A 21,858-nucleotide genomic window follows, 5' to 3' on the forward strand; every position below is an offset into this window, starting at 1 on the left:
GGAACGCTCCCAGGTCAGGGAGGTGCGCTGTGCCCGGAGGGCGTTTCGCCGTGCTCGCAACGGCTCTCGTCGTCGCGACCGCAGGCTTGGTGGGGGGCGCGCCGGTCGCGGCGGCACCCGGTTGCAAGGTCGACTACGCGGTGCCGAGCCAGTGGTCGGGCGGGTTCAGCGCGAACGTCACGATCACCAACCTCGGCGAGCGCGTCGACGGCTGGCGGCTGACCTGGTCCTGGCCTTCCGGGCAGACGGTGACCCACGCCTGGAACGCCGCGGTCACGTCCTCGGGAGCCGACGTCACGGCCGTGAACGCGGGGTACAACGCCGTGATCGAACCGAACGCCGCGGTGTCCTTCGGCTTCAACGCCAGCTGGTCCGGCGCGAACACGGCCCCGCAGTCGTTCTCCCTCAACGGGGTCGCGTGCACCGGCGGCCCCGGCACCCCACCGGCGGGCGACGCGATGGCCCAGGTCGCGGCCATGCAACCGGGCTGGAACCTCGGCAACACCCTCGACTCGACCGGCGGCGACGAGACGTCGTGGGGCAACCCGCGCGTCACGGAAGCCTTGCTGGACAACGTGAAGGCGCAGGGCTTCAAGAGCATCCGCATCCCCGTCACCTGGGGCCAGCACCAGAACCCGGCGCACACCATCGACGCGGCGTACCTCGCCCGCGTGCGGGAGGTCGTCGGCTGGGCCCTCGCGGACGGCTTCCAGGTGATGATCAACATCCACCACGACTCGTGGCAGTGGATCTCGGCCATGCCGTCCGACCGGACCGGTGTGCTGGCCCGCTACAACGCCATCTGGACCCAGCTCGCGACGACCTTCAGGGACGCGCCGAAGCAGCTGGTGTTCGAGAGCGTCAACGAACCGCAGTTCACCGGCAGCTCGGGCGACGCCCAGAACGCCCAGCTGCTGCACGAGCTGAACTCGTCGTTCCGCACGATCGTGCGGGGATCGGGCGGCACCAACGCGACCCGCCTGCTGGTCCTGCCGACCCTGCACACCTCGTCGGAGCAGGCCCGGCTCGACGAGCTCGCGACGTCGATCAGCGGGTTCGGCGACCCGAACGTGGCCGCGACCGTGCACTACTACGGCTACTGGCCGTTCAGCGTGAACGTCGCCGGCGGCACCCGCTACGACGCGACCGCGCAGAAGGACCTGACCGACGCGTTCGACCGCGTGCACACCACCTTCGTCGCGCGCGGCGTGCCGGTGATCCTCGGCGAGTACGGCCTGCTCGGGTTCGACCGGCACACCGGGACGATCGAGCAGGGCGAGAAGCTGAAGTTCTTCGAGCACCTCGGGTACCACGCGCGCACCAAGAAGATCACCACCATGCTCTGGGGCAACGGCCAGCACCTCGGCCGCACGTCCTTCCAGTGGAGCGACCCCGAGCTGATCGCCCAGATCAGGTCGAGCTGGACCACCCGGTCCGGCACCGCGTCGACCGACCAGGTGTTCAGCGCGCGGTCCAGCGCCGTCGCGGCCAAGACGATCACGTTGAACGCCAACGGAACCACGTTCACCGGCCTGCGCCAGGGCACGGCGGACCTGGTGCGCGGCACCGACTACACCGTCTCCGGCGACCAGCTCACCCTGACCGCCGCGACCATGACCAGGCTGAGCGGGTCACGGAACTACGGCACGAACGCCGTGCTGACGGCCCACTTCTCGGCCGGCGTGCCGTGGCGGATCAATCTCGTCACCCACGACACGCCGGTGCTCACGAGCGCGACCGGCACCACGGCGGCGTTCGCGATCCCGACGAACTTCCGCGGTGACCTGCTCGCCACGATGGAGGCGAAGTACGCCGACGGGTCGAACGCCGGACCGCACAACTGGACGTCCTTCAAGGAGTTCGACCGGGCCTTCGCCCCGGACTACGCGGCGGGCACCACGACCCTGACCCCGGAGTTCTTCGCCGAGGTCGCCGACAACGCGCGGGTGACGCTGACGTTCCACTACTGGAGCGGCGCCACCGTCACCCACCACGTCACGAGGTCGGGCAGTGCGGTCACGGGGAGTTCGTGACCTTCAACCCGCGCCGCAACGCCTCGACCTCGTCCTCGAACATCCGCACCGAGATCGCCGCGCTCGCCACCAGCGACGAGCCGTGGAACGTGCCGGGGTAGAGGCGCAGCTCGGTCGGCACCCCGGCGTGCGAGAGACGGCGCGCGTACTCGACGCCCTCGTCGCGCAACGGGTCGAACTGGCAGGTCGACACGAACGTCGGCGGCAGACCGCTGAGGTCGGTCGCGCGGGCCGGGGCGGCGTACGGCGAGACGTCGTCCCCGCCCGGCTCGGTGCCGAGGTAGGCCGTCCAGCTGTAGATCGCGTTGGGGCGGTTCCAGATCGGCGTGTCGACGTAGTCCGTCATCGACTCGGTGGTCAGCCGGTCGTCGAGTTCGGGGATGCCGAGGAACTGGAAGCACAGCTCGGGGCCGCCGCGGTCGCGTGCCATCAGCACGGTGCCCGCGGTGAGACCACCACCCGCGCTCTCGCCGCCGATGCCGAGCCGGGCCGGGTCGATGCCGAGCTCGTCCGCCTTCTCGGCGGTCCACTTCAACGCCGCGTAGCAGTCCTCGACCGGGGCGGGGAAGGGGTGCTCGGGCGCGAGCCGGTAGTCCACCGACACGATGACGATGCCCAGTTCGTCGGCGATGCGCAGGATGTGGGCGTGGAACGTGTCGAGGTCGCCGAGGACGAACCCGCCGCCGTGGATGTAGACGAGGCCCGGCACCAGGCCCTCGCGGTTCGCCGGGCTGTAGATCCGCACCGGCACGTCGGGGGCGTCCGACGGGCCGGGCACCGTGACGTCCCTGATGTCGACGGGGTTCGTCGGCTCGTAGGCCGGCATCATGTCGGCGAGCTGGGACTGCTCGCCGCGGGCGGCCTGAAGGGCTTCGTAGTCGGGCAGGGCCACCTTCGGCAGCATGTCGAGCCAAGGCAGCAGTTCGGGATCGACGTCGTAGCTCATGCACTGATCCTCTGCTCGGAACGGCGGCGCGGACAGCCGACACGTGGCGGGCGTTCGAGCCCTCCGCGCAGCCACCTGTCGGGGCTATGGTGACGGGATGAGAGGCCTGCTGCTGAGGTTGTCCGGGCTGGACGCCGACGCCGAGAGCGCCGTGCGGGTGATCGGGTTCTTCGACCGCCTCATCACCGAGCGGGCGAGCCTGGACGCGTTGGTGCGCAGCACGTCCGAACTCGCCGGGTGTGCCGCCGGGCTGCACGCGCCCGGCCAGGGCCTCTCGCTGCGCGCCGACGGGGGTGGTCCCGTCACCGCGGGCCCGGTACCGGCGGGGGCCGCGGTCCGCGCGCTCGAAGGGGGAGTGGAGGTCTGGGTCTGCCGGCCCGGCCCGCCCGCGCCGCTCGACGACATGCTGCTCGAACGGTTCGCGATCGCCGCCGCCGTGCTGCTGGAGCACTCCAGCGTGCCGCTGCCCGAACTCGGCGACCCGGCGCTGATCGAGCTGGTGCTGTCGGAAAGCGTTGGCACGGCGGAACGTTCGCGTGCGCTGCACCTGCTCGGCATCGCCGCCACCGCGCCGTTGCGCGTGCTGGCGGTCCACGGCGACGTGCCCGGACGGTCGGCGCTCATCGGCGAGGTGCGCGCGGTGCTGACCGTGGACGTGCCGGAGGTCGCGGGACGGCTCGGGGTCGGGCCGCTGCTCCCGGCGATCGACGCGGTGAAGTCCTGGCGGGCGGCGAGGTCCGCGCTGAGGTTCACCTCGGACGGCGAACCCGTGGTGTGGTGGGAGAGGCTCGGCAGCCTCGGGATGCTCGCCGACAAGCTCGCCGTCGCGGACTTCGAGGCGTTGCCCGACGTGCGCGCGCTGGACCGGCTCGCGGCCGAACCCGGCATGATCACGATGCTGGACGCGTTGTGCGCCACGGGTTCCGTGCGCAAGGCGGCCGCGGCGCTGCACCGTCACCACAGCACCATGACCGTCCGGCTCGCCCGGGCCGAGGCCGCGCTCGGGTTCGGGCTGGACGAGGCGTCCGGACGCTTTCGGCTACACCTCGCGCTGATGCTGCGACGGTTGCGCGACAACGCCTAAGCTCGGTGCGGTGATCAATTTGACGGCGGAGTCCGTGGAACAGCTGACCGCGGGCTGGCACGCGATGGTGCTCGACCGCGACCCGAACGCCGACGTGCGCGACCTGCCCGGCGTCGCGGTGCGGTGGGCGGACTGCCTCTTCCCGTTCTGGAACTGCGTCACGGTCACGGAGACGAGTCCCGACCTGCTCCCGCAGCGGTTCGCCGAGGCGGCGGACGTCATGCGCGCCAAGCAGAACACCGGTTTCCTGTGGGTGTTCGAGGACCTGGCTCCCGGCGTCGACCTGGACGCACTGGCGGACGCCGCCGGGCTCGCGTACGCGTTCCCCGGTGTCGGCATGGCGGGCGACCTGCTGCCGATCCCGGAGCCCACGCACGCCGAGCTGACGTTCGAGCGCGTGACGACGGACGAGCAGCTGCTGGCGTACGCGGACATCAACTCCCGCGCGTACGGGTTCCCGCTGGAGGCGGGCCGGGACGGCATCGGCGGGTCGGCGCTGTGGAAGAACGGCGTGCACGCGTACCTGGGTCTCAAGGACGGCGTGCCGGTGACGTGCGCGGGCGCGGTCGAGACGGCTGGACGGCTGTTCGTGGTGCTGGTCGCGACCGAACCCGGCCACGAACGGCGCGGGTACGGCGAGGCGGTGACGCGCAAGGCGTTGTTCGAGGCGGGGCGCGCCACCGGCATCACCCGCGCCACCCTGCACGCCACGGTGGCCGGGGCACCGGTCTACCCGCGGATCGGGTTCGCGCCGAACTCGCCGATCCGGTTCTACGCGCTCAAGGGCTGACCGGGGCGCGCCACATGCCGAGCAGCGCGTCCACCAGGCCGGTCGCCGCGTCACCCCAGGTCGCGCGCGGGGTGGGCGTTCCGTCGGCCAGGGCGCGCTCCCGTTCGGCGATCATGTGCACGAGCAGCTGGCGGGCCATGTCGTGCCGTTCGGCGCGCACCTCGTCCGGCAGGTGGACGAGGCAGGCGTTCAGGCCGGCGACGATCCGCACCTGAGACGGGGACGAGCGGGTCTCCTCGACGATGATCGGCCGCAGCGTCGGGTCGGTCATCACCTGCGCGCCGAAGCGGGCGAACCAGGTCGGGCTGCCGACCGTGTCGAGGTGCACGGTGACCGGCCTGACCAGGCAGTCGAGCCAGTCGCGCAGGTCCGGGGACGGGCCGAGCTCCGCCACCATCCGCTGCCGGATCTCCTCGACGTGCGCGAGGTGCTTGCGCGCGATGGCCCGCACGAGGTCGGCCTTGGTCCCGAAGTGGTAGCCGACGGCGGTGTTGTTGCCCTGCCCCGCCGCCTCGCTGACCTGGCGGTTCGACACCGCCACCACGCCGTGCTCGGCGAAGAGCCGTTCGGCCGCGGTGAGGATCAGCTCACGGGTGGCGTGCGCGCGCTCCGCCCTGGACTGGCAGTCCACCTTGTTCATCGTCACTCCCGCATCGGACATCCGGGACATCCTTGCACCGCTCGATATTAAGTCAAGTGACTGACTTACGATGGGGCGCGTGCTCCTCGAAGAAACGCGTCCGGTGACGCGCCCGAACGTCGTCGTGGCCGTCCTGGCGCTCGGTGGCATCACGGTGTCGCTGATGCAGACCCTGGTCATCCCACTCCTGCCGAGGTTCCCCGCACTCCTCGACTCCGCACCCGGCGACACCGCCTGGGTGATCACGTCGACCCTGCTCGCGAGCGCCGTCGCGACGCCGGTGATCGGCCGCCTCGGCGACATGTTCGGCAAGCGCCGCATGCTGATCGTCAGCCTGCTCATGGTGGTCGTCGGCTCGGTGATCGCCGCGCTGAGCTACTCGCTGGTGCCGTTGATCGTCGGCCGCGTGGTGCAGGGCATGGCCGTCGGCGTGATTCCGCTCGGCATCAGCATCATGCGCGACGAGCTGCCGGTCGAACGGCTGGCGGGCGCGACGGCGTTGATGAGCGCCTCGCTCGGTGTCGGCGGCGCGCTGGGCCTGCCCGCCGCCGCGATCCTGGTCGAGCAGAGCGACTGGCACATGCTGTTCTGGACGTCGGCGGGCGTCGGAGCGCTGGTGCTGGCCGCCGTGCTCGTCTACGTGCCCGAGTCACCGGTGCGCGGCGGCGGCCGGTTCGACCTGCTCGGCGCGGTCGGCCTCTCGGTCGCGTTGATCTGCCTGCTGCTCGGCGTCTCGAAGGCCTCCGAGTGGAGCGGCGGGTCCGTGACCGGGCTCTTCGTCGCCGCGGCCGCGGTGCTCGGGGCGTGGGGCTGGTGGGAGCTGCGGACGCGCCAGCCGTTGGTCGACCTGCGCACCACGGTCCGCCGTCAGGTGCTGCTGACCAACATCTCGTCGCTGGTGTTCGCGTTCGCCATGTTCGCGCAGTCGCTGGTGCTGCCGCAGGTGCTCCAGCTGCCCGTCGCGACGGGCCACGGGCTCGGCCAGTCGTTGCTGGTCACCGGCCTGGTGCTGGTGCCGTCCGGCCTGGTGATGATGGCGACCGCCCCGGTGGCCGCCCGCATCTCGAACGCCCGCGGCCCGCGCGCGACGTTGATCCTCGGCGCCCTGGTCGTGGCGTTCGGGTACGGCATCGGCATCTTCATGCTGACGGCCGTGTGGCAGCTGGTCGTGATCTCGGCCGTCATCGGTGCCGGCATCGGCCTCGGCTACGGCGCGATGCCCGCACTGATCATGGGCGCGGTGCCGGCGTCGGAGACCGCCGCGGCCAACAGCCTCAACTCGCTGATGCGCGCGATCGGCACGTCGGTGTCGAGCGCGGTGGCGGGCGTGGTGCTCACGCAGGTGGGCGTGCCGTTCAGCTTCCAGCTGATCATGGGCCTGGGCGCCGCGACCGCGCTGCTGGCAGTCGTGGTCGCGGCGTTCATCCCCTCGGCACAACCGGTGCGCACGGTCAGCTGAAGAACCGCACGATCTCGCCGGTGACGAAGTCCGGCTGCTCCTCGCAGAGCCAGTGGCCGGACCCGTCGACGCGCACGACCTCGAACTGGTTCGCGAGGTTCGGCAGCGCGCCCAGGAACAGGTCGTAGGACGAGATCGACGCGAGCCCCAGCACCGGCGGGGCCAGCTTCGCGTACGTCTTGCCGTCCGCGATGTCCTGGTGGAACGCCTGGTACCAGCCGTTGCTCGCGCGGATGGCCTCGGCGGAGTCGTAGTTCTGCGCGTAGATCCGCCGCGAGCGCTCGTCGATGGCGGACGGCGTGAACGCGGTGTTGGCGAACAGCCAGTCGACCAGGTACCGGAACCGGCCGGCGAGCAGCTGCTCCGGCAGGCCCATGACCTGGTTGAACGCGAACCACCACACGCTGAACCCGCCCGGCGGCGGGAGCAGCGGGATCTGGTAGAAGCTCTCGTCGGGGTGCAGCACGTCCATGAACGCGACCTTCCTGGTGGCGTCCGGGAAGTTCGCGGCGAACGAGAACGCGACCATGCTGCCCAGGTCGTGGCCGACGACGTTGACCTTGTCGTAGCCGAGCTTCTTCACCAGCTCGTGCAGGTCCGTCGCCATGGTCTTCTTGTCGAACCCGCCCGCGGGCTTGTCCGACGCGCCCTGGCCGCGCATGTCGACCGCGATCACCCGGAACCTCCGGGCGAGCGCGGGCATGATCTTGTGGTACAGCCACCAGGTCTGCGGCCACCCCGGCAGCAGCAGGAGCGGCTCACCCCGGCCGCCGGTGACGTAGTGCAGGCGTACCCCGTTCACCTGGGCGTAGTTGTGCTTGAAACCGGGGAGGTTCGGCTCGGGCACCCTCCCGGAGTCGGCCTGGGCGGTGCCCGTGCTCGCGGCGAGCGCCGCGCCCGCACCCAGTGCGAACACCTTGCGCCTGTTCAGCTCCATCGTCCTGCGCCCCCTGTCTCGTTGCCCGGCGCGGACATCCGAACAAGCGGCGCTCGAGAGCGGGTGGAGATCAGGGCACGAGGTGGTACGCGACGGTCGGCCAGATCTCGCCCTTGACCTCGCGGTCCTCGTCGCGGGCGGGGTCGCGGACGAACCCGGCCCGTTCGGCGACCTTGCGCGAGCCCGTGTTGTCCCGGTGGGTCCACAGCCTCAGCTCGGCCGGCGCGTGGTGGGTGAGGATCCACGCCACGAACTCCGTGAGCGCTTTGGTCGCGAGACCCCTGCCCCGAGCCGGTGCGGCCACGAGGTACGACACGTGACCGATGCCGTCGGTGAAGTCGACGGCGACGTTGCCGCAGCGCTCACCGCCGTCCTCGATGCAGAACGAGGCAGCCGAAGGGTTCGACGGCAGCGCCGCGATCGCGGCGGCGACCTGATCCGCCGTGATCGTGGGCGGGTCGGTGGTGAAGCGCTGGACCTCGGGATCCCTGGTCGCCTCCGCGTACCAGGCCGCGTCCGCCTCGGTCCACTCGCGCAGCCTCACGCCAACTCGGCCGAGTCGGTGAGGTTCAGCTTGCGACGGGCTCGCTGGTAGAACGTCGTCATGCCGAGCCGCACCACGCGAGCGGCGGCGGCCCTGCCCCGCAACGACACGCGCTGGCCCGGTTCGAGGTAGCCCGCGACCATGCCGTCCACCTCGACGGCGAGACGGCCGCTCGACGGCAGCAGGTCGAGCTCCACCTCGTCGTTGACCGACAGCACCACGCCCCGGTTGTAGGCGGAGTGCGGGGAGGCCGGGGTGACGAGCAGCGCCTCGACGGACGGGCTGGTGATCGGGCCGCCCGCGGAGAAGCTGTAGGCGGTGGACCCGGTCGGGGTGGCGACGATGACGGCGTCGGAGGCGTAGCTGACGAACGGCTGACCCGCCACGTGCACGGCGACGCGCGCACTGCCCTCGCCGGGGATGCGGACCACGGCGATGTCGTTGAAGGCCGTGACCCGGTGTCCGGGGAACTCCGCGTCGATGGCGAGCCGGGGTTCGACGCTGAAGTCGCGGGCGTCGATCGCGCTCAGCGCGGCGGGCAGGTCCGGCACGTCTACCTCGGCGAGGAAGCCGAGTTTGCCCAGGTTGACGCCCAGGACCGGGGCCTTCTCGCCGTCGGCCAGGCGCATGGCGCGCAGCATCGTGCCGTCGCCGCCGAGGCTCACCACCAGGTCGGCCCTGCGGCCCAGTTCCTCGGCGGTGACGGGGGTCGCCTCGCAGCGCAGGCGCTGGATCTCGTCCTTGATGCCCAGGATCTCGACGCCCCGGTTGGTCGCCCAGCCGAGGATCGCCTCGACGGCGGGGGCGGAGTCTCGTCGCGGGTGCAGCACGATGCCGGCGGCGTGCACGTCAGATCGTCCTCAGTCGGGTCACGACGACAGTCTGCCGAAAAACGCGGCGGCGTGGGGGACCTCGTCCTAACGGCCGATGGGCACCGCGGCGAACCGGCCGTTCGGCGGGGCGGGGTGGCCTCCAGGAGGAGTCCGCAGTGGACGCGCGTTCCTAGGTTGGCTGCATGACCATCCTGCTAGCCGATCCGGTCGTGCGTGCCGTCCGGGTCCTCGACAACGGCGACCCGTTGGTACCACTGGACTTCGCGCCCGGCGTGCTGGTGCGGGAAGGCCTCGCGCGACGCCTCGACGTGGCCCGCGCGCTGCTTCCGTCCGGTGTGGACCTGCGGGTGGTCGAGGGGCACCGCGCCCTCGCCGACCAGAACGCGATCATCGAGCGGTACACGGCCGAACTGCGCGAACTGCACCCCGCGGCCGACGAGGTCGAGATCGGGCGGCTGTCGAGCCGGTTCGTGGCGCCGCTGGCCGTCGCGCCGCACGTCGCGGGCGCCGCGGTCGACCTCACGCTGGTCACGTCGTCCGGTGCCGAGCTGTGGATGGGCACGACCGTCGACGCGACGCCCGAGGAGAGCGACGGGCGCTGCTTCTTCGCCGCCGAGGTCGACGACGAGGCCCGGCGCAACCGGACGGTCCTCGCCGCCGCGCTGGGCGACGCGGGCCTGGTCAACTACCCGACCGAGTGGTGGCACTGGTCCTACGGCGACCGCTACTGGGCGTTGCTGACCGGCGCCGACCACGCCCTCTACGGACCGGTGGAGGTGCCTGCGTGGGCGCGAGTGTGACCACCCTCCGCCAGGCCGCCCTGACGCCGACGCTGCACGTCGACCTGACGGCGGTGGCCGAGAACACGAGGCGGTTCGTCTCGTGGGCGCGCGGGGACGTCATGGCCGTGGTGAAGGCGGACGGGTTCGGGCACGGGCTCGGCGACGTCGCGCGGACGGCGGTCGCGGCGGGGGCCCGCTGGATCGGCGTCACGTCGCTCGCCGAGGCGGTGGCCGTGCGCGGGTCCGGTGTGGACGTCCCGGTGCTGAGCTGGCTCAACCCGGTCGACGTGACCGTGCACACCGCCGTGCGGCACGGGATCGACCTCAGCGTGCCGAGCCTGGAACACCTCGCGGCACTGGACGGCGGGGTGCGCGTGCACCTCCAGCTCGACACGGGCATGGCACGCGACGGGGCCGCGCCGGAGACGTGGCTCGCGCTGATGTCCGCGGCGCGGCGGGCGGAACTGGCCGGACGGGTCAGGGTCGTCGGAGTGATGGGGCACCTGCCCTGCGCGGACGTGCCCGGTCTGAACGAACCGGGGCGCAAGGCCTTGCTGCGCGGGGTCGAGATGGCGCGCCAGGCGGGGTTGCGGCCGTCGGTGCGGCACCTCGCGGCCACGAGCGCGGCGTTGACGGACCCGAGCGCGCACCTCGACGTCGTCCGGATCGGGGCGGGGCTCGTCGGCATCGACCCGTCCGGGACCACCCGGCTGCGCTCCGCCCTGCGGCTGACGGCGCCGGTGGTCCAGGTGCGGCGGGTCGCCGCGGGCACGGGCGTCGGCTACGGGCATTCGTACGTGACGGACCGCGCGACCACGCTCGCGCTGCTGCCCGTCGGGTACGCGGACGGCTTGCCCCGCACCGCTTCCGGGCGGGCGGAGGTGCTGGTGGGCGGACGGCGGCGGCCGGTCGCCGGGGTGATCTCGATGGACCAGGTCGTGGTCGACGTGGGGGACGACGCGGTGGCGCCGGGGGAGGAAGCGGTGGTCTTCGGACCGGGGGACAGCGGTGAGCCGACGGTGGCGGACTGGGCTCGCTGGGCGGGCACGATCCCGCACGAGATCGTGACGGGCATCGGGGCGAGGGTGCGGAGGACTGTGCGATGAGGGGCATCCGCGTCGCCGTGATCGGCGGCGGGCAGAACTGCGAGCACGACGTCTCGGTGGCGTCGGCGGCGTCCGTGCGGGCGGCGCTCGACCCGGCGGAGTACGAGGCGGTAGCGCTCACCATCGGCCGTGACGGGCGCTGGCACGGTCCGGACGGACAGGTGCTGGACACGCTCACCTCGGGCAGCCTGGCCGCCGCGCTCGACGTGCTGGCGACGTGCGACGTGGTGTTGCCGCTGGTCCACGGGCCGTTGGGAGAGGACGGCACGCTGGCCGGGCTCTGCGAACTGGCGGGCGTGCCGTACGTCGGTTCGCCGCTGCGGGCCGGTGCGCTCGCGATGGACAAGTGGGCCACCAAGCTCGTCGCCGAGGCGGTCGGGGTGCGCACGGCGAAGGGCACGCTGGTCACCGACGCGTCCACCGTGGACTTCCGCGGTCCGGTCGTGGTGAAGCCCGTGGCGGCCGGGTCGAGCTTCGGGGTCGCCCTGGTGCGGCGGGAGGAGGACCTCGAACCAGCCGTGCGCAAGGCGTTGGCCCTCGACGACCGGGTGCTCGTCGAGGAGGTCCTGTCCGGCAGGGAGATCGACGTCGCCGTGCTGGACGACCCGGACGAGGGCCGCCGGACCGGGCCACCGCTGGAGATCCACGTGCCGGGACTCTTCGACACGACGGTGAAGTACGACGGCAGCGCGCGGTTCGTCATCCCCGCGCCGCTGGACGACACCGAGCTCAAGGCGTTGGAGGACGCGGCGCTGCGGGTCTACGAGGCGCTCGGTTGCCGCGGTCTCGCCCGCGTCGACTTCTTCCTGACCCCGGACGGGTTCGTGCTCAACGAGGTCAACACCATGCCGGGCATGACGGCGGAGTCCCAGGTGCCCAAGATGTTCGCGGCCGCCGGACTGTCCTATCCGGACCTGCTGGACAAGCTGATCAGGGGAGCGGTGCGGTGAGGCGCGTCGCCGGACTGGACGTGCTGCGCGGCGTCGCGATCCTGCTGGTGATGCTGCGCCACGCGTTCCCCGACGTGTTTCCCGGTGCCGGCGTGGTCGGCGTGGTCGTGTTCTTCACGCTCAGCGGCTACCTGATCACCGGTGTCCTGCAGCGCGAGTTGCAGACCAGGGGACGCATCGACTTCAAGCGCTTCTACGCGCGCCGGGCGCGCCGGCTGCTGCCGGCCCTGTTAGCGCTCATCCTGGTGTTCGTGCTGGTCACGCTGGTGTTCGACCCGCTGGGTGAGCGTGACAAACTGCTCAGGACCGTGCTCGTGCTGGTCACGTTCACCGGCAACCTGCCCGTCAGCGGGGTCAGCCCGGCGGCGTTCCACGGCTGGACGCTCGCCACCGAGGAGCAGTTCTACCTGCTGTGGCCCGCGTTGCTGGCGTTCGCCTGGGTGCGCAACCGGACCGGCGCGGTGCTGGTCGTCGTCGCGCTCGCGTCGCTGGCGGCGTGCACGGCGACGTTGGTCTGGCTGTGGCCGCACGCCGACAACGCCTACGCGCTGCCGACGTCGTGGTTCGTCTGCTTCGTGATCGGCGCGGCGACCCGGCTCAAGCTGACCAGCGCGCCGAGGTGGGGTGTGCCGGTCGCGCTGACCGGCCTGGCCGTGCTGTCGGTGGTGCCGTTGCGCGGCCACGTGGTGACGTACCTCGGCGCGGGCCCGGCGATCGCGGCCTGCACGGCGGTGCTGCTGCTCGTGTGGTCCGAGTGGGAACAGGTGGCGACGCCGGTCAGGCCGCTGGTCGCGCTCGGCACCCTGTCCTACGGCGCCTACCTCTGGAACTACCCGCTGACGCTGTGGCTGCGCCCGGACCTCGGCGCGGCGGCCGGGCCGGTCGCGGCCGTGCTCACGATCGTGGCGGCGGCGTTGTCGTGGCGGTACGTGGAGGAACCGGTCATGCGCTGGGCAGGACGTGCGAAACAACCCGCCGCACGATCCTGACGAGATTGCGCGGCCCCGCTCCCCGGGGCAAGAACCTGGGGCCTGCACCGAAGTCCGGTCTGCGACAGCCGGGCCCGAGGCGGCCCCCGGCGGCACGGCCGGACTCCGGTGTGCGGGCTGTCCGGCCGCACCGCCAGGAACCACCTCAGGCGCGACTCTCATCGCCCCGGCTTCGAGGCAGGCCCTGGCCCCCGTCCTGGTCGCAGAACGCGGTGATGGTGCCGGTCAGCACGTCGGTCAGCCGGTCGAGCGAGGCGAGGTCGACGTACTCCGTCGCGGCGTGGGCGCCCGCGCCGTCGACGCCGAACAGCAGGCAGGGGATGCCCGCCCGGTCGAGCAGCGCGCAGTCGGTCCAGAACGGCTCGGCGCGGATGACCGGCTCGGCGTCCAGGTTGGCGACGAGGGTCCTGACGATCTCGGCGTCCGGGTCGGCCTCGAACGGATCCCTGGCGAGGCCTCGGGTGAGCGTGGCCCGGAAGTCCGGGATCGTTGCGGTGAGGTGGTCGAGGACGGTCTGGAGTTCCTGGTGCGTCTGCTGTGGCGACTCGCCAGGGACGGTGCGGCGTTCGAGCGTGATCCGGCAGCTCGCCGGGTAGGTGGACGCCTCCTCTCCGCCGGTGATGAGCGAGGCGTGGACCGTGCCGGTGCCGAGCAGGTGGTGGCGCGGCCCGTTCGCGAGGTCTTCTTGGAGCTGCTCCAAGGCGACGAGGAAGTGGCCCGCCTTGGCGATGGCGTCGACGCCGAGCTCCGGGCGCGAGCCGTGTGCCGCCCTGCCCTCGACTTCGACCTCGAACCACACGAAACCCTTGTGCGCCAAGGTGACCTCGAGGTGGCTGGGTTCGGTGACGATGGCGGCGTCGGCGGTGAACGACTCCAGCACCTCTGCCGTGCCCGTGCTGCCGTGTTCCTCGTCGGCCACGCACGCGACGATGACATCGCCACGCAGCGGGCGTTCGGTGGCGCGCGCGGCGGCGACCATCATGGCCGCGATGCCACCCTTCATGTCGAACGTGCCCCGCCCGTGCATCCTGCCGTCCTCGGTCCTGGGCTCGAGCGGGTCGCCGGCGTAGCCCGCCAGGCCGACGGTGTCGAGGTGACCGTTGAGCATCAACGACCTCCCGCCGCCGGTGCCCTTCTTCACGGCGACGATCGACGGCCTGCCGGGGCGTCGTTCGAGGCGGTGGACCTCGAAGCCGTTGCGCTGGAACCAGGTGGTGCAGAAGTCGGCGATGTCCTTCTCGCCGTTGCCGCCGGGGACGAGGTCGGGGTTGACCGAGTCGATCGCGATCAGGCCGGCGAGGAGGTCACGGGGGTTCACGGGCGTCCTTCCGTGCTGATGAGGACGACGGTGCCGAGCTCGCCGAGGTCTGCCCGGGCGGTGCGGAGCCCGGCCAGGGACGCGGCGCCGCACGGTCCTGAGTGGACGTCGAGCGCGTGGAGGTCGCGCATGGCCTCGGCGCACTGCTCGTCGGAGATCGCGACGGCGCCGTCGAGGCCGTTGCTCAGGTAGGGCCAGGAGGTGGTGGACGGGGTGCCGCAGTTGAGCCCGGCCATGATCGTGGTGCCGGTGGGGACGGTGGTCAGTTCGCCCGCTCGGAGGCTGGTGAGGACGCAGGCGGCGGTGTCGGGCTCGACCGCGAGCAGCCGGGTGTTCGTCTCGCGGCTGCGGTAGTGCGTGATCACGGCTTGGGCGAACGAGCCGACGCCGACCGGGATGACGACCAGGTCGGGGTCTTCCCCGAGTTGCTCGTCGATCTCGTGGCAGAGAGTGGCGTAGCCCTCCACGATCCACGCCGGCACCTGCTCGTAGCCCGGCCGGCCCATGTCCTGCACGAGCACGCCCTCCGCGCGTGCGGCCTGCGCCACGGCGTCGTCGTACGTGCCGTCGACCACCGTGACCCGGGCGTTCTCCTGCCGGATCGCCTCGATGGCGTGAGGTGGAACCGCCGAGGGCACGAAGACGTGCGCCTGGTGGCCGTTCAGCCGGGCCATCCTGGCGACCGCGCGGCCGTGGTTGCCGTCGGTCGCGGTGGTGAGCGTGACCTGGCCTTGTGCTTGCTTGAGGACCTGGTGCACCGCCCAGGAGGCCCCGAGAGCCTTGAAAGCGGGCAGGCCGAGCCGGGAAGATTCGTCCTTGACGAACAGCCGGCCGGCGCCGAGCTCAGCGGCGAGGCCCGGGAGTTCGGTCAGCGGAGTGGGCGCGTGGTCGGGCAGCCCCGCGTGGAAGTCCCGCACCTCGGCGGGAGCGGGCGGGCACCTCCAGCTGCGGGCCTGGGGCCGCGAGAACTTCATGTCCGACAGCGTGCGGGTGGCGTGGATCGTCGGTCCAGCGCATGTTTTCGACGTGTATCGGTGGGAGAAACCGAAGGGTTGGGGTGCCGTGAGTGACGAGGAGCTGATCGTCGAGTTCGCGCTGACCCGCCTCGACAACCCGCGGCTCGACCTGGAGGAGGTCGCCGCGCTGGTGGTGCGGCGGGTCGGGCCGGAACGCATGGTCGAGTTCGCCGGGCAGACCCTGGTGCACCGCGACGAACTGCGCGGCGCCGTGTTCCCGGCCGCGGTCGAGCACGTGCTGCGCGTGGTGCTGACGTTGCGCGGCCCGCGCGACTAAAGGTCTTTCACGGCCCGCAGCGTCAGTTCGACGACCTTGGTGGCGAGCGGCGACAGGGTGCGGTTCGCCTGCCAGGCGAGGTAGATCTCCCGCGGCGTGAGTTCCTCGACCTCGTGCGTGGCCAGACCCGTTGTGTCGTCGAGGGCGAGTTGCGGCACCACGGCGAGGCCCATGCCGGCGCGGACCATCGAGAGCACGCCGCGGTTGTCGGCGGTGCGGAAGACGATCAGCGGGTCGATCCCGTGGTCGGCGTAGACGCGTTCGACGCGGGCCTGGTCGCAGATCGGGGGCTGGGCGACCATCGCCGTTCGGTGCAGCGCGCTGAGCGGGACCGGGCCCGGCGCGAACTGGCCTGGCCTGGTGACCAGCACGTACGGGTCGTCGAGGATCTTGGTCTGCTCGACGTCGCCGGTGAGCTTCCCGTCGAAGAAGACCAGGTCGAGGCCGTCGGCGGTGGGCTGGTCGGTCTCCTCCTCGAACAGCCTGATGTCGGCGTTCGGGTGGTCGTCGAGGAGCCTGCGCACGACGGTCGGGAGCAGGACGTTGGTGACGCTCTGGAACGTGCCGACGTCGACGCGGCCCTCGCCCGCCTTGAAGCGTTCGACGGCGTCCTCGGCGGCCCGGGCTCTGGCGAGCAGGTCGCGTCCGTGTTCCAGCACGACCTCGCCGAGCGGGGTGAGGCGGACCGGTTTCGGGCCTCCCGGGCGGTCGAACACCGCGCCGCCCATCGTCTTCTCCAGGGCCGCGACCTGCTGGCTCACCGCCGACTGGGTGTAGCCGAGGCGGTCGGCGGCGCGGCCGAAGGTGCCCTCGGTGGCGACGGCGTCGAGGGTGGCGAGGTGGCGGAGGTCGAGCATTTGATAAGCGTAGCTTCTTGCTTTGAGCAGTATCTATCGCTTTTGTTTATGCTCCTGCGTTCCTAGCGTTGGCCGTATGAACCCACGACGTGCGCTTTGGTTGCCGTTGTTCGACGTCCTCGCCGATCCCGCCCTGGTGGCCCGTCTCGCCGCCGAGGCGGAGGAGGCCGGCTGGGACGGGCTGTTCGTGTGGGACCACGTGCGGTGGCGCGAACCGGTGACGCACGTGGCCGATCCGTGGATCACGCTGACCGCCATCGCCTGCGCGACCTCGACGGTGCGGTTCGGGCCGATGGTCTCGGCGATCACCCGCCGCCGCCCGGTCAAGCTCGCCCGCGAGACGGCGTCGCTGGACCTGCTCTCCGGCGGACGGCTCGTGCTCGGCGTCGGCCTCGGCAGCGACCGGTTCGCCGGGGAGTTCTCGCGGACCGGCGAGGAGTGCGACGACCGGGTGCGCGGGCGGATGCTGGACGAGTCGCTGTCCGTGCTGCGCGCGGCGTGGTCCGGCGAGGTCGTGCGGCATCGCGGGTCGTGCTACACGGTGGACGGGGTGTCGTTCCTGCCCCGTCCTGTGCAACGGCCCGGGGTGCCGGTGTGGGCGGCCGGGTTCCCCGGCAACGCTCGGCCGATGAGGCGGGCGGCCGGGCTGGACGGGTTCTTCCCCGTCAACCTGTCGTCGGTCGCGGAGTTCGCGGATGCCGTCGGACAGGTGGAGGCGTTGCGGGTCGGCGATGGGCCGTTCGACTACGTCTGCGAGGTGGAGCCTGGTGCTGACGTTGATGCCTATGTCGCAGCTGGGGCCACTTGGTGCCTCACGGCGTTCGACCCTGCATCTCTCTCGTTGGATCACGTTCGGGGCGTGCTGCGCGATGGACCGGCGGTGAAGTGATGCTCGTCAACGGCGTTGAGTTGTGCGTGGAGACGTTCGGGTCCGCTGACGATCCGGCGGTGTTGCTGATTCATGGCGCGTGCGCGTCCATGCTGTGGTGGGAGACGGAGCTGTGCGTCTCTCTCGCGGCGCGTGGCCGGTTCGTCATCCGCTACGACAACCGTGACACCGGTCTGTCCGTGAGCTATCCGCCTGGTTCGCCCGGGTATGCGCTGTCCGACCTCGTGCTGGACGCCGTGGGCATCTTGGACGCGTTGGGGGTGCAGCGCGCGCACGTGGTCGGACGGTCCATGAGCGGGGCGATCGCGCTGGCGTTGGGCGTGGAGCACGCCGCGCGGGTGGCGTCGCTGACGTTCTTGGCGACCACGACCGGCGATCCCGGATTGCCCGAGATGACCCCTGAGTTCTTGGAGGCGTCGTCGTTGCAGGCCTCGTCTGACGTGGAAAACATCGTGTCGGCGCTACGGGCCTATGCGGGTGCATCGCCGTAGTTCGACGAGGACGCTGTGCGCGCGCTGGCCGTTCAGGACGTCGCACGGACCGTGAACATCCAGTCGGCCATGTCCAATCACTTCTGCATGGAGTTCGACGCGCCTCGTAGCGGTGGGTTCGGAGATGTGGTCGCACCGACGTTGGTGGTGCACGGCGCTATTGATCCCGTCTATCCGTTGGCGCATGGCCATGCGTTGCGCGACGCGGTGCCCGGTGCGTCATTGCTCGTGCTGGACTCGGTGGGGCATGACCTGCCGCGCGCCGTGTGGCCGTTGTTCGTGGACGCGCTTGTAGTGCACACGAGTACATGACTTCGTCGCGGCTGGTCCGTTCGGCCGATCGCCGGTTGCCGTTCGACGGCTCCAAACGACCTGTCGTCGTGCGCGGGCGGCGCGTGGGGGTGGCTTGCTGATCGACTCGGAGGCGTGGGGAACGTTCGAAGGCTGGACCGGACGATCGACGACCTCGAGGAGCACGCGCGGCAGATCTGGTGCGAGCTCACCCGGAATGGTGACCTCGAAGGGTTGTTGGCGTTCACGCCGTTGTCGCGCGACGTGATCGAGTTGCTGAGGGAGAGGGCGGACGCGGCCGCGGACCGCGCCGAGCTCGCGGCGGTCGTGCGGCGGTCGTTCACGCAACGGTCCGCGGTGTACTCGCTCAACCTCGTGCTGCTGCACGTCGTGCTGAGGCCGTTGTGCACCGCGCGCGAGATCGGGGTGGAGGACTGGCCCCGGCTGGCGGCGTTCTGGCGGTCGCAACTGTCCGATGCGGACTGGCGGGCGGTGGTCGGGCTGCTGTACGTGGGGTGGGACGAGTCGTCGCCGGTGCTGGGCATCAGCTCGGGGACCACTGTGGACGCGGCCGGGTTGCGCGAGGCGGTCGCGGAGGCCCGTTTCGTCGGGGACGCCGCCGGCAAGGCGTTGAGCTACCTGGCCGAGGCGTTGCCGGCAGCCCGTTACGACGTGCACTACGCACGGGCCGTGATGGAACTCGCGGCGTCGCCGGTGGAGCCGTGGGAGCGGGCCGCGCACTACCTCTGGTGGGCGGACCGGTTCCCGGACCTCGTGCTGGAGTGCCTGCGCCGGGACGTGACCGTGGGCGCGGAGACGTTGCGGGAGCTGGCGAAGACGTCGCTGGCGGAGAGCAGCGCGTTCGTCGTGCAACTGTGCGACCGGATCGGCAGGGGAGGGCGGGACGAGGACCTGCTCGACGTCTTCGACGGGCTCGGCACGCCGAGGATCGACCAGTGGTGCGAGATCGCGATGCTCGACGCGTGGCTGCGGTTGCACGAGCAGGGGTACCGGCACGCGCCGCACCGGCGGACGGACCTGGTGCGGGTGCTGCGGTCCGCCGACTTCGAGATGATCAGCCGGGTGCGGCCCGACCTGGTGTACCGGTGCGGGACCGTGGCGCACGAGATCGGCCTGTTCGGGTGAGTTCGAGCGGGACTCGAGCGGGCCTCCAGGCTCGACCGGCCGTTTTTGTCGGTGGTGCCGGGTAACGTCCCGTCCATGAGTGCTGCTGGGGATCGGATTCAGGAGCTCGCCGCCCGGATCGTCGAGCTGCGGGACGCGTACTACCAGGGTGAGCCGCTGGTGGCAGACGCGGAGTACGACGCGATCGAGGACGAGTTCCGCTCCCTGGTCGCCGAGCACCCTGAGCTGGCGCCGGAGGACAACCCGCTGGACCACGTGGGCGCGCCGTCGGTGCTGCACGCGCCGGTGCGGCACTCGCGGCCGATGCTGTCGCTGGAGAAGGCGAACAAGCCGGAGCAGGTCGAGTCGTTCTTCGCGCGGTTCCCCGGCCAGCCCGTGGTGGTGATGCCGAAGCTCGACGGGCTGTCCCTCGCGCTGGTGTACGAGAACGGCCGTCTCGCGCGCGCCGTGACGCGGGGCGACGGCACCACGGGCGACGACGTCACGTTCCTGACGCGCGCTCTGTGCGACGGGGTGCCGGACAAGGTGGACGCTCCCGGCCGCGTGGAGGTGCGCGGTGAGTGCGTGATGCTGCGGTCCACTTTCGACAAGTACAACGCGGCGCACCCGGACAAGCCGTTGATCAACCCGCGCAACGCGGCCGCGGGCACGTTGCGCGCGAAGGATCCGAAGGCCGTCGAGGGGCGGCGGATGCAGTTCTTCGCGTTCGACCTCACGACCGAGCCGGAGAGCGCCGACTCGGACCTCGACGCGGGCCTGCGCAAGCTCGGCTTCAGCGTGGCGGAGATGAAGCACTGCACCACCGCCGCCGAGGCGCAGGAACTCATCGGCGGCATCGAGCAGGCCCGCAACGCCCTCGACTACGACCTCGACGGCGCCGTGCTGCGCCTGGCGAACCGCGACGCGTTCGCCGCCGCCGGCACCCGTTCATCGTCGCCGCGCGGTGCCATCGCGTACAAGTTCGCGGCCGAGGAGAAGACGACGGTGCTGGTCGACGTCGTCTGGGACGTGGGCAAGACGGGCAAGATCGCGCCGGTCGCGTGGCTCGAGCCGGTCTTCGTCGGCGGCACCACCGTCACCCGCGCGACCCTGGCCAACCAGGAGGTCATCCGCTCGCGCGGCATCAAGATCGGCGACACGGTCCTGGTGCGCCGCGCGGGCGACGTGATCCCGTTCGTGGCGGGCGTCCTGGACGAGTCGAAGCGCACCGGCACCGAACGCGAGATCGTGCCACCGTCGACGTGCCCGTCGTGCGCGCAACCGCTGACCGAGCAGGGCAACAGCCGGGAGTTGTTCTGCACCAACGCGGTCTGCCCGGCCCAGACCGTGCGCCGCCTGATCCACTGGTCCTCCCGCGCCGCCGCCGACATCGACGCGATCGGCCAGGTCTGGATCGAACGCCTCGCCGAGACGGGCGACCTGGTGAACCCGTCCGACTTCTACACCCTCACCAAGGAACGCCTGCTGGAGTTCGACCGCGTGGGCGAGGTCTCCGCGACCCGCATGATCGAGTCCATCGACCGCAGCCGCTCCGTGGGCCTGCGCCGAGCCCTGATCGGCCTTTCGATCCCGATGGCCTCCGAAGGCACCGCCGCCCGCCTCTGCCGAGCGGGCTTCGGCTCCCTGGAAGAGGTGGCCGACGCAGGCGTCGACAAGCTGGTGGCGGTGGAGGACATCGGCCAGAAGGTGGCCGAGTCCCTCACCCAGCACCTGGCCCGCCTGCGCCCGGAGATCGAACGCCTGCGGGAACGCGGCGTCTCCCTGGAGGTCCGCGAGGAGGACCTGCCCCCGGTGGTGGTCGCCGGCGCGCCCCTGGAAGGCAAGGCGGTCGTCATCACGGGCTCCATCAGCGACCCGCGCTCCGGCGAGAAGGTGACCCGCCCGACGTTCCAGAAGATGTGCGAACGAGCGGGCGCCACCGCCGCCTCCTCCGTCTCGGCCACCACGGACCTGCTCATCACGGGCGAGGGCGTGGGCGCGAGCAAGTTGACGAAGGCGGAGAAGCTGGGCGTCGAGGTGGTGGACCAGGGCGAGATCTGGCAGAAGCTGATCGCGGCGGGCATCGCCTAGCCCGGCCGGCGCACCGGCCCCGGACCGCGGTGGGCACTTGGTGCGCGGCTGGGGCCGCGGTGGGCACCTGGTGCGCGGCTGGAGCCGGGGTGCGCGGCTGGGGCCAGGGTGGGCACCGGGTGCGCAGCTGGGGAACGAGCTGGCTGCTGAGCGTGCCGCCGATTCGTGGCTGAGAATGGGGCGGTGGCTGCCCGCCAAGTGTGCCGCCGCCAGCGGATTCGCGGTCGGGGTTCGGGGTGGCGGCGCGCCGAGCGTGTCGTCGGCAGCCGCTTCGCCGCGGGGGAGCGGCGATGGTTGCCCGCCGAAGGTGTTGCCGGCAGCCGATGTGTCACTGGCAACGGGCAGTGGCTGCCCGCCGAGCGTGCCGCCACCGGGCAGCCGCCACCGGGCAGCCGCCACCGGGCAGCCGC

The 21,858-nt window shown here is 71.5% G+C and carries 22 protein-coding genes; 14 read left to right on the forward strand and 8 right to left on the reverse strand.

Going from position 1 to position 21,858, the window contains the following annotated elements; genetic code table 11:
- Positions 1–29 precede the first annotated feature (29 nt).
- Positions 30–2,033 carry a cellulase family glycosylhydrolase gene (locus QSK25_RS03790; RefSeq protein ID WP_285632648.1) on the forward strand — a complete coding sequence of 668 codons (2,004 nt, stop codon included), beginning with the start codon at positions 30–32 and terminating at the stop codon, positions 2,031–2,033.
- On the opposite strand, the gene QSK25_RS03795 is transcribed toward QSK25_RS03790, so the two are convergent.
- Positions 2,017–2,979 (reverse strand): alpha/beta hydrolase, encoded by a 963-nt coding sequence (locus tag QSK25_RS03795; protein WP_285632651.1) that lies wholly within the window; start codon positions 2,977–2,979, stop codon positions 2,017–2,019. The two genes, QSK25_RS03790 and QSK25_RS03795, sit on opposite strands and share 17 nt — an antisense overlap.
- A 97-nt stretch (positions 2,980–3,076) precedes the next feature.
- On the opposite strand from QSK25_RS03795, the gene QSK25_RS03800 reads away from it, so the two are divergent.
- Positions 3,077–4,063 (forward strand): helix-turn-helix domain-containing protein, encoded by a 987-nt coding sequence (locus QSK25_RS03800; RefSeq protein ID WP_285632653.1) that lies wholly within the window; start codon positions 3,077–3,079, stop codon positions 4,061–4,063.
- A 10-nt stretch (positions 4,064–4,073) separates the two neighbouring features.
- On the forward strand, positions 4,074–4,853 hold the full coding sequence (locus QSK25_RS03805; protein ID WP_285632656.1) for a GNAT family N-acetyltransferase: 780 nt from the start codon (positions 4,074–4,076) through the stop codon (positions 4,851–4,853).
- Here the strand turns inward: QSK25_RS03805 and QSK25_RS03810 are convergent.
- A complete protein-coding gene (locus QSK25_RS03810; protein WP_285632659.1) occupies positions 4,843–5,514 on the reverse strand; it encodes a TetR/AcrR family transcriptional regulator in 672 nt (223 codons plus the stop codon). The two genes, QSK25_RS03805 and QSK25_RS03810, sit on opposite strands and share 11 nt — an antisense overlap.
- Before the next feature lie 49 nt (positions 5,515–5,563).
- Here QSK25_RS03810 and QSK25_RS03815 point away from each other — a divergent pair, with 49 nt between their 5' ends.
- Positions 5,564–6,952, forward strand: a complete 1,389-nt coding sequence (locus QSK25_RS03815) for an MFS transporter (protein WP_502881799.1) — start codon at positions 5,564–5,566, stop codon at positions 6,950–6,952.
- Here the strand turns inward: QSK25_RS03815 and QSK25_RS03820 are convergent.
- The 3 genes from QSK25_RS03820 to QSK25_RS03830 form a co-directional block, all read right to left on the reverse strand.
- The gene (locus QSK25_RS03820; RefSeq protein WP_285632665.1) at positions 6,945–7,889 is read right to left on the reverse strand and encodes an alpha/beta fold hydrolase; all 945 of its coding nucleotides are present in this window, start codon (positions 7,887–7,889) and stop codon (positions 6,945–6,947) included. The genes QSK25_RS03815 and QSK25_RS03820 overlap by 8 nt on opposite strands.
- Before the next feature lie 70 nt (positions 7,890–7,959).
- Positions 7,960–8,433 (reverse strand): GNAT family N-acetyltransferase, encoded by a 474-nt coding sequence (locus QSK25_RS03825; protein ID WP_285632668.1) that lies wholly within the window; start codon positions 8,431–8,433, stop codon positions 7,960–7,962.
- A complete protein-coding gene (locus QSK25_RS03830; RefSeq protein ID WP_285632671.1) occupies positions 8,430–9,281 on the reverse strand; it encodes an NAD(+)/NADH kinase in 852 nt (283 codons plus the stop codon). Before QSK25_RS03830 ends, QSK25_RS03825 begins: the two co-directional genes overlap by 4 nt.
- A 167-nt stretch (positions 9,282–9,448) precedes the next feature.
- Between QSK25_RS03830 and QSK25_RS03835 the strand changes: the two genes are divergently transcribed.
- Genes QSK25_RS03835 through QSK25_RS03850 form a run of 4 tightly spaced genes read left to right on the forward strand, consistent with a single transcriptional unit; the run spans position 9,449 to position 13,093 of the window.
- Entirely contained in the window at positions 9,449–10,066 is a 618-nt protein-coding gene (locus QSK25_RS03835) for a M15 family metallopeptidase (RefSeq protein ID WP_285632674.1), read from the forward strand.
- A complete protein-coding gene (gene alr / locus QSK25_RS03840) occupies positions 10,051–11,154 on the forward strand; it encodes an alanine racemase (RefSeq protein ID WP_285632680.1) in 1,104 nt (367 codons plus the stop codon). Before QSK25_RS03835 ends, alr begins: the two co-directional genes overlap by 16 nt.
- Positions 11,151–12,104, forward strand: coding sequence for a D-alanine--D-alanine ligase family protein (locus QSK25_RS03845; protein WP_285632687.1), 954 nt, complete (start codon positions 11,151–11,153; stop codon positions 12,102–12,104). The genes alr and QSK25_RS03845 overlap by 4 nt, the downstream gene beginning before the upstream one ends.
- A complete protein-coding gene (locus tag QSK25_RS03850) occupies positions 12,101–13,093 on the forward strand; it encodes an acyltransferase family protein (protein WP_285632690.1) in 993 nt (330 codons plus the stop codon). The genes QSK25_RS03845 and QSK25_RS03850 overlap by 4 nt, the downstream gene beginning before the upstream one ends.
- A 145-nt stretch (positions 13,094–13,238) precedes the next feature.
- Here QSK25_RS03850 and QSK25_RS03855 read toward each other — a convergent pair whose 3' ends face one another.
- Positions 13,239–14,411, reverse strand: a complete 1,173-nt coding sequence (locus tag QSK25_RS03855; protein WP_285632694.1) for an ArgE/DapE family deacylase — start codon at positions 14,409–14,411, stop codon at positions 13,239–13,241.
- Positions 14,408–15,385 carry a pyridoxal-phosphate dependent enzyme gene (locus QSK25_RS03860; RefSeq protein ID WP_285632698.1) on the reverse strand — a complete coding sequence of 326 codons (978 nt, stop codon included), beginning with the start codon at positions 15,383–15,385 and terminating at the stop codon, positions 14,408–14,410. The genes QSK25_RS03855 and QSK25_RS03860 overlap by 4 nt, the downstream gene beginning before the upstream one ends.
- A gap of 88 nt (positions 15,386–15,473) precedes the next feature.
- On the opposite strand from QSK25_RS03860, the gene QSK25_RS03865 reads away from it, so the two are divergent.
- Positions 15,474–15,704: a hypothetical protein gene (locus tag QSK25_RS03865; protein ID WP_285632701.1), complete on the forward strand. Its 231-nt coding sequence runs from the start codon at positions 15,474–15,476 to the stop codon at positions 15,702–15,704.
- On the opposite strand, the gene QSK25_RS03870 is transcribed toward QSK25_RS03865, so the two are convergent.
- Positions 15,701–16,561 carry a LysR family transcriptional regulator gene (locus QSK25_RS03870; RefSeq protein ID WP_285632704.1) on the reverse strand — a complete coding sequence of 287 codons (861 nt, stop codon included), beginning with the start codon at positions 16,559–16,561 and terminating at the stop codon, positions 15,701–15,703. The two genes, QSK25_RS03865 and QSK25_RS03870, sit on opposite strands and share 4 nt — an antisense overlap.
- A gap of 76 nt (positions 16,562–16,637) precedes the next feature.
- On the opposite strand from QSK25_RS03870, the gene QSK25_RS03875 reads away from it, so the two are divergent.
- From QSK25_RS03875 to ligA, 5 genes are all read left to right on the forward strand, one after another.
- Positions 16,638–17,450, forward strand: coding sequence for an LLM class flavin-dependent oxidoreductase (locus QSK25_RS03875; RefSeq protein ID WP_285632708.1), 813 nt, complete (start codon positions 16,638–16,640; stop codon positions 17,448–17,450).
- Positions 17,450–17,941: an alpha/beta fold hydrolase gene (locus QSK25_RS03880; protein WP_285632711.1), complete on the forward strand. Its 492-nt coding sequence runs from the start codon at positions 17,450–17,452 to the stop codon at positions 17,939–17,941. The genes QSK25_RS03875 and QSK25_RS03880 overlap by 1 nt, the downstream gene beginning before the upstream one ends.
- Positions 17,942–17,956: 15 nt before the next feature.
- Positions 17,957–18,253, forward strand: coding sequence for an alpha/beta fold hydrolase (locus tag QSK25_RS03885; protein WP_285632715.1), 297 nt, complete (start codon positions 17,957–17,959; stop codon positions 18,251–18,253).
- Between the two features lie 114 nt (positions 18,254–18,367).
- Entirely contained in the window at positions 18,368–19,378 is a 1,011-nt protein-coding gene (locus QSK25_RS03890) for a hypothetical protein (protein ID WP_285632718.1), read from the forward strand.
- 75 nt (positions 19,379–19,453) lie between these two features.
- On the forward strand, positions 19,454–21,448 hold the full coding sequence (gene ligA / locus QSK25_RS03895) for an NAD-dependent DNA ligase LigA (RefSeq protein ID WP_285632721.1): 1,995 nt from the start codon (positions 19,454–19,456) through the stop codon (positions 21,446–21,448).
- The last annotated feature ends 410 nt before the right edge of the window (positions 21,449–21,858 follow it).

Origin of the sequence: Lentzea sp. NBRC 102530, from assembly GCF_030269365.1 — a bacterium.
GTDB lineage: Bacteria > Actinomycetota > Actinomycetes > Mycobacteriales > Pseudonocardiaceae > Lentzea.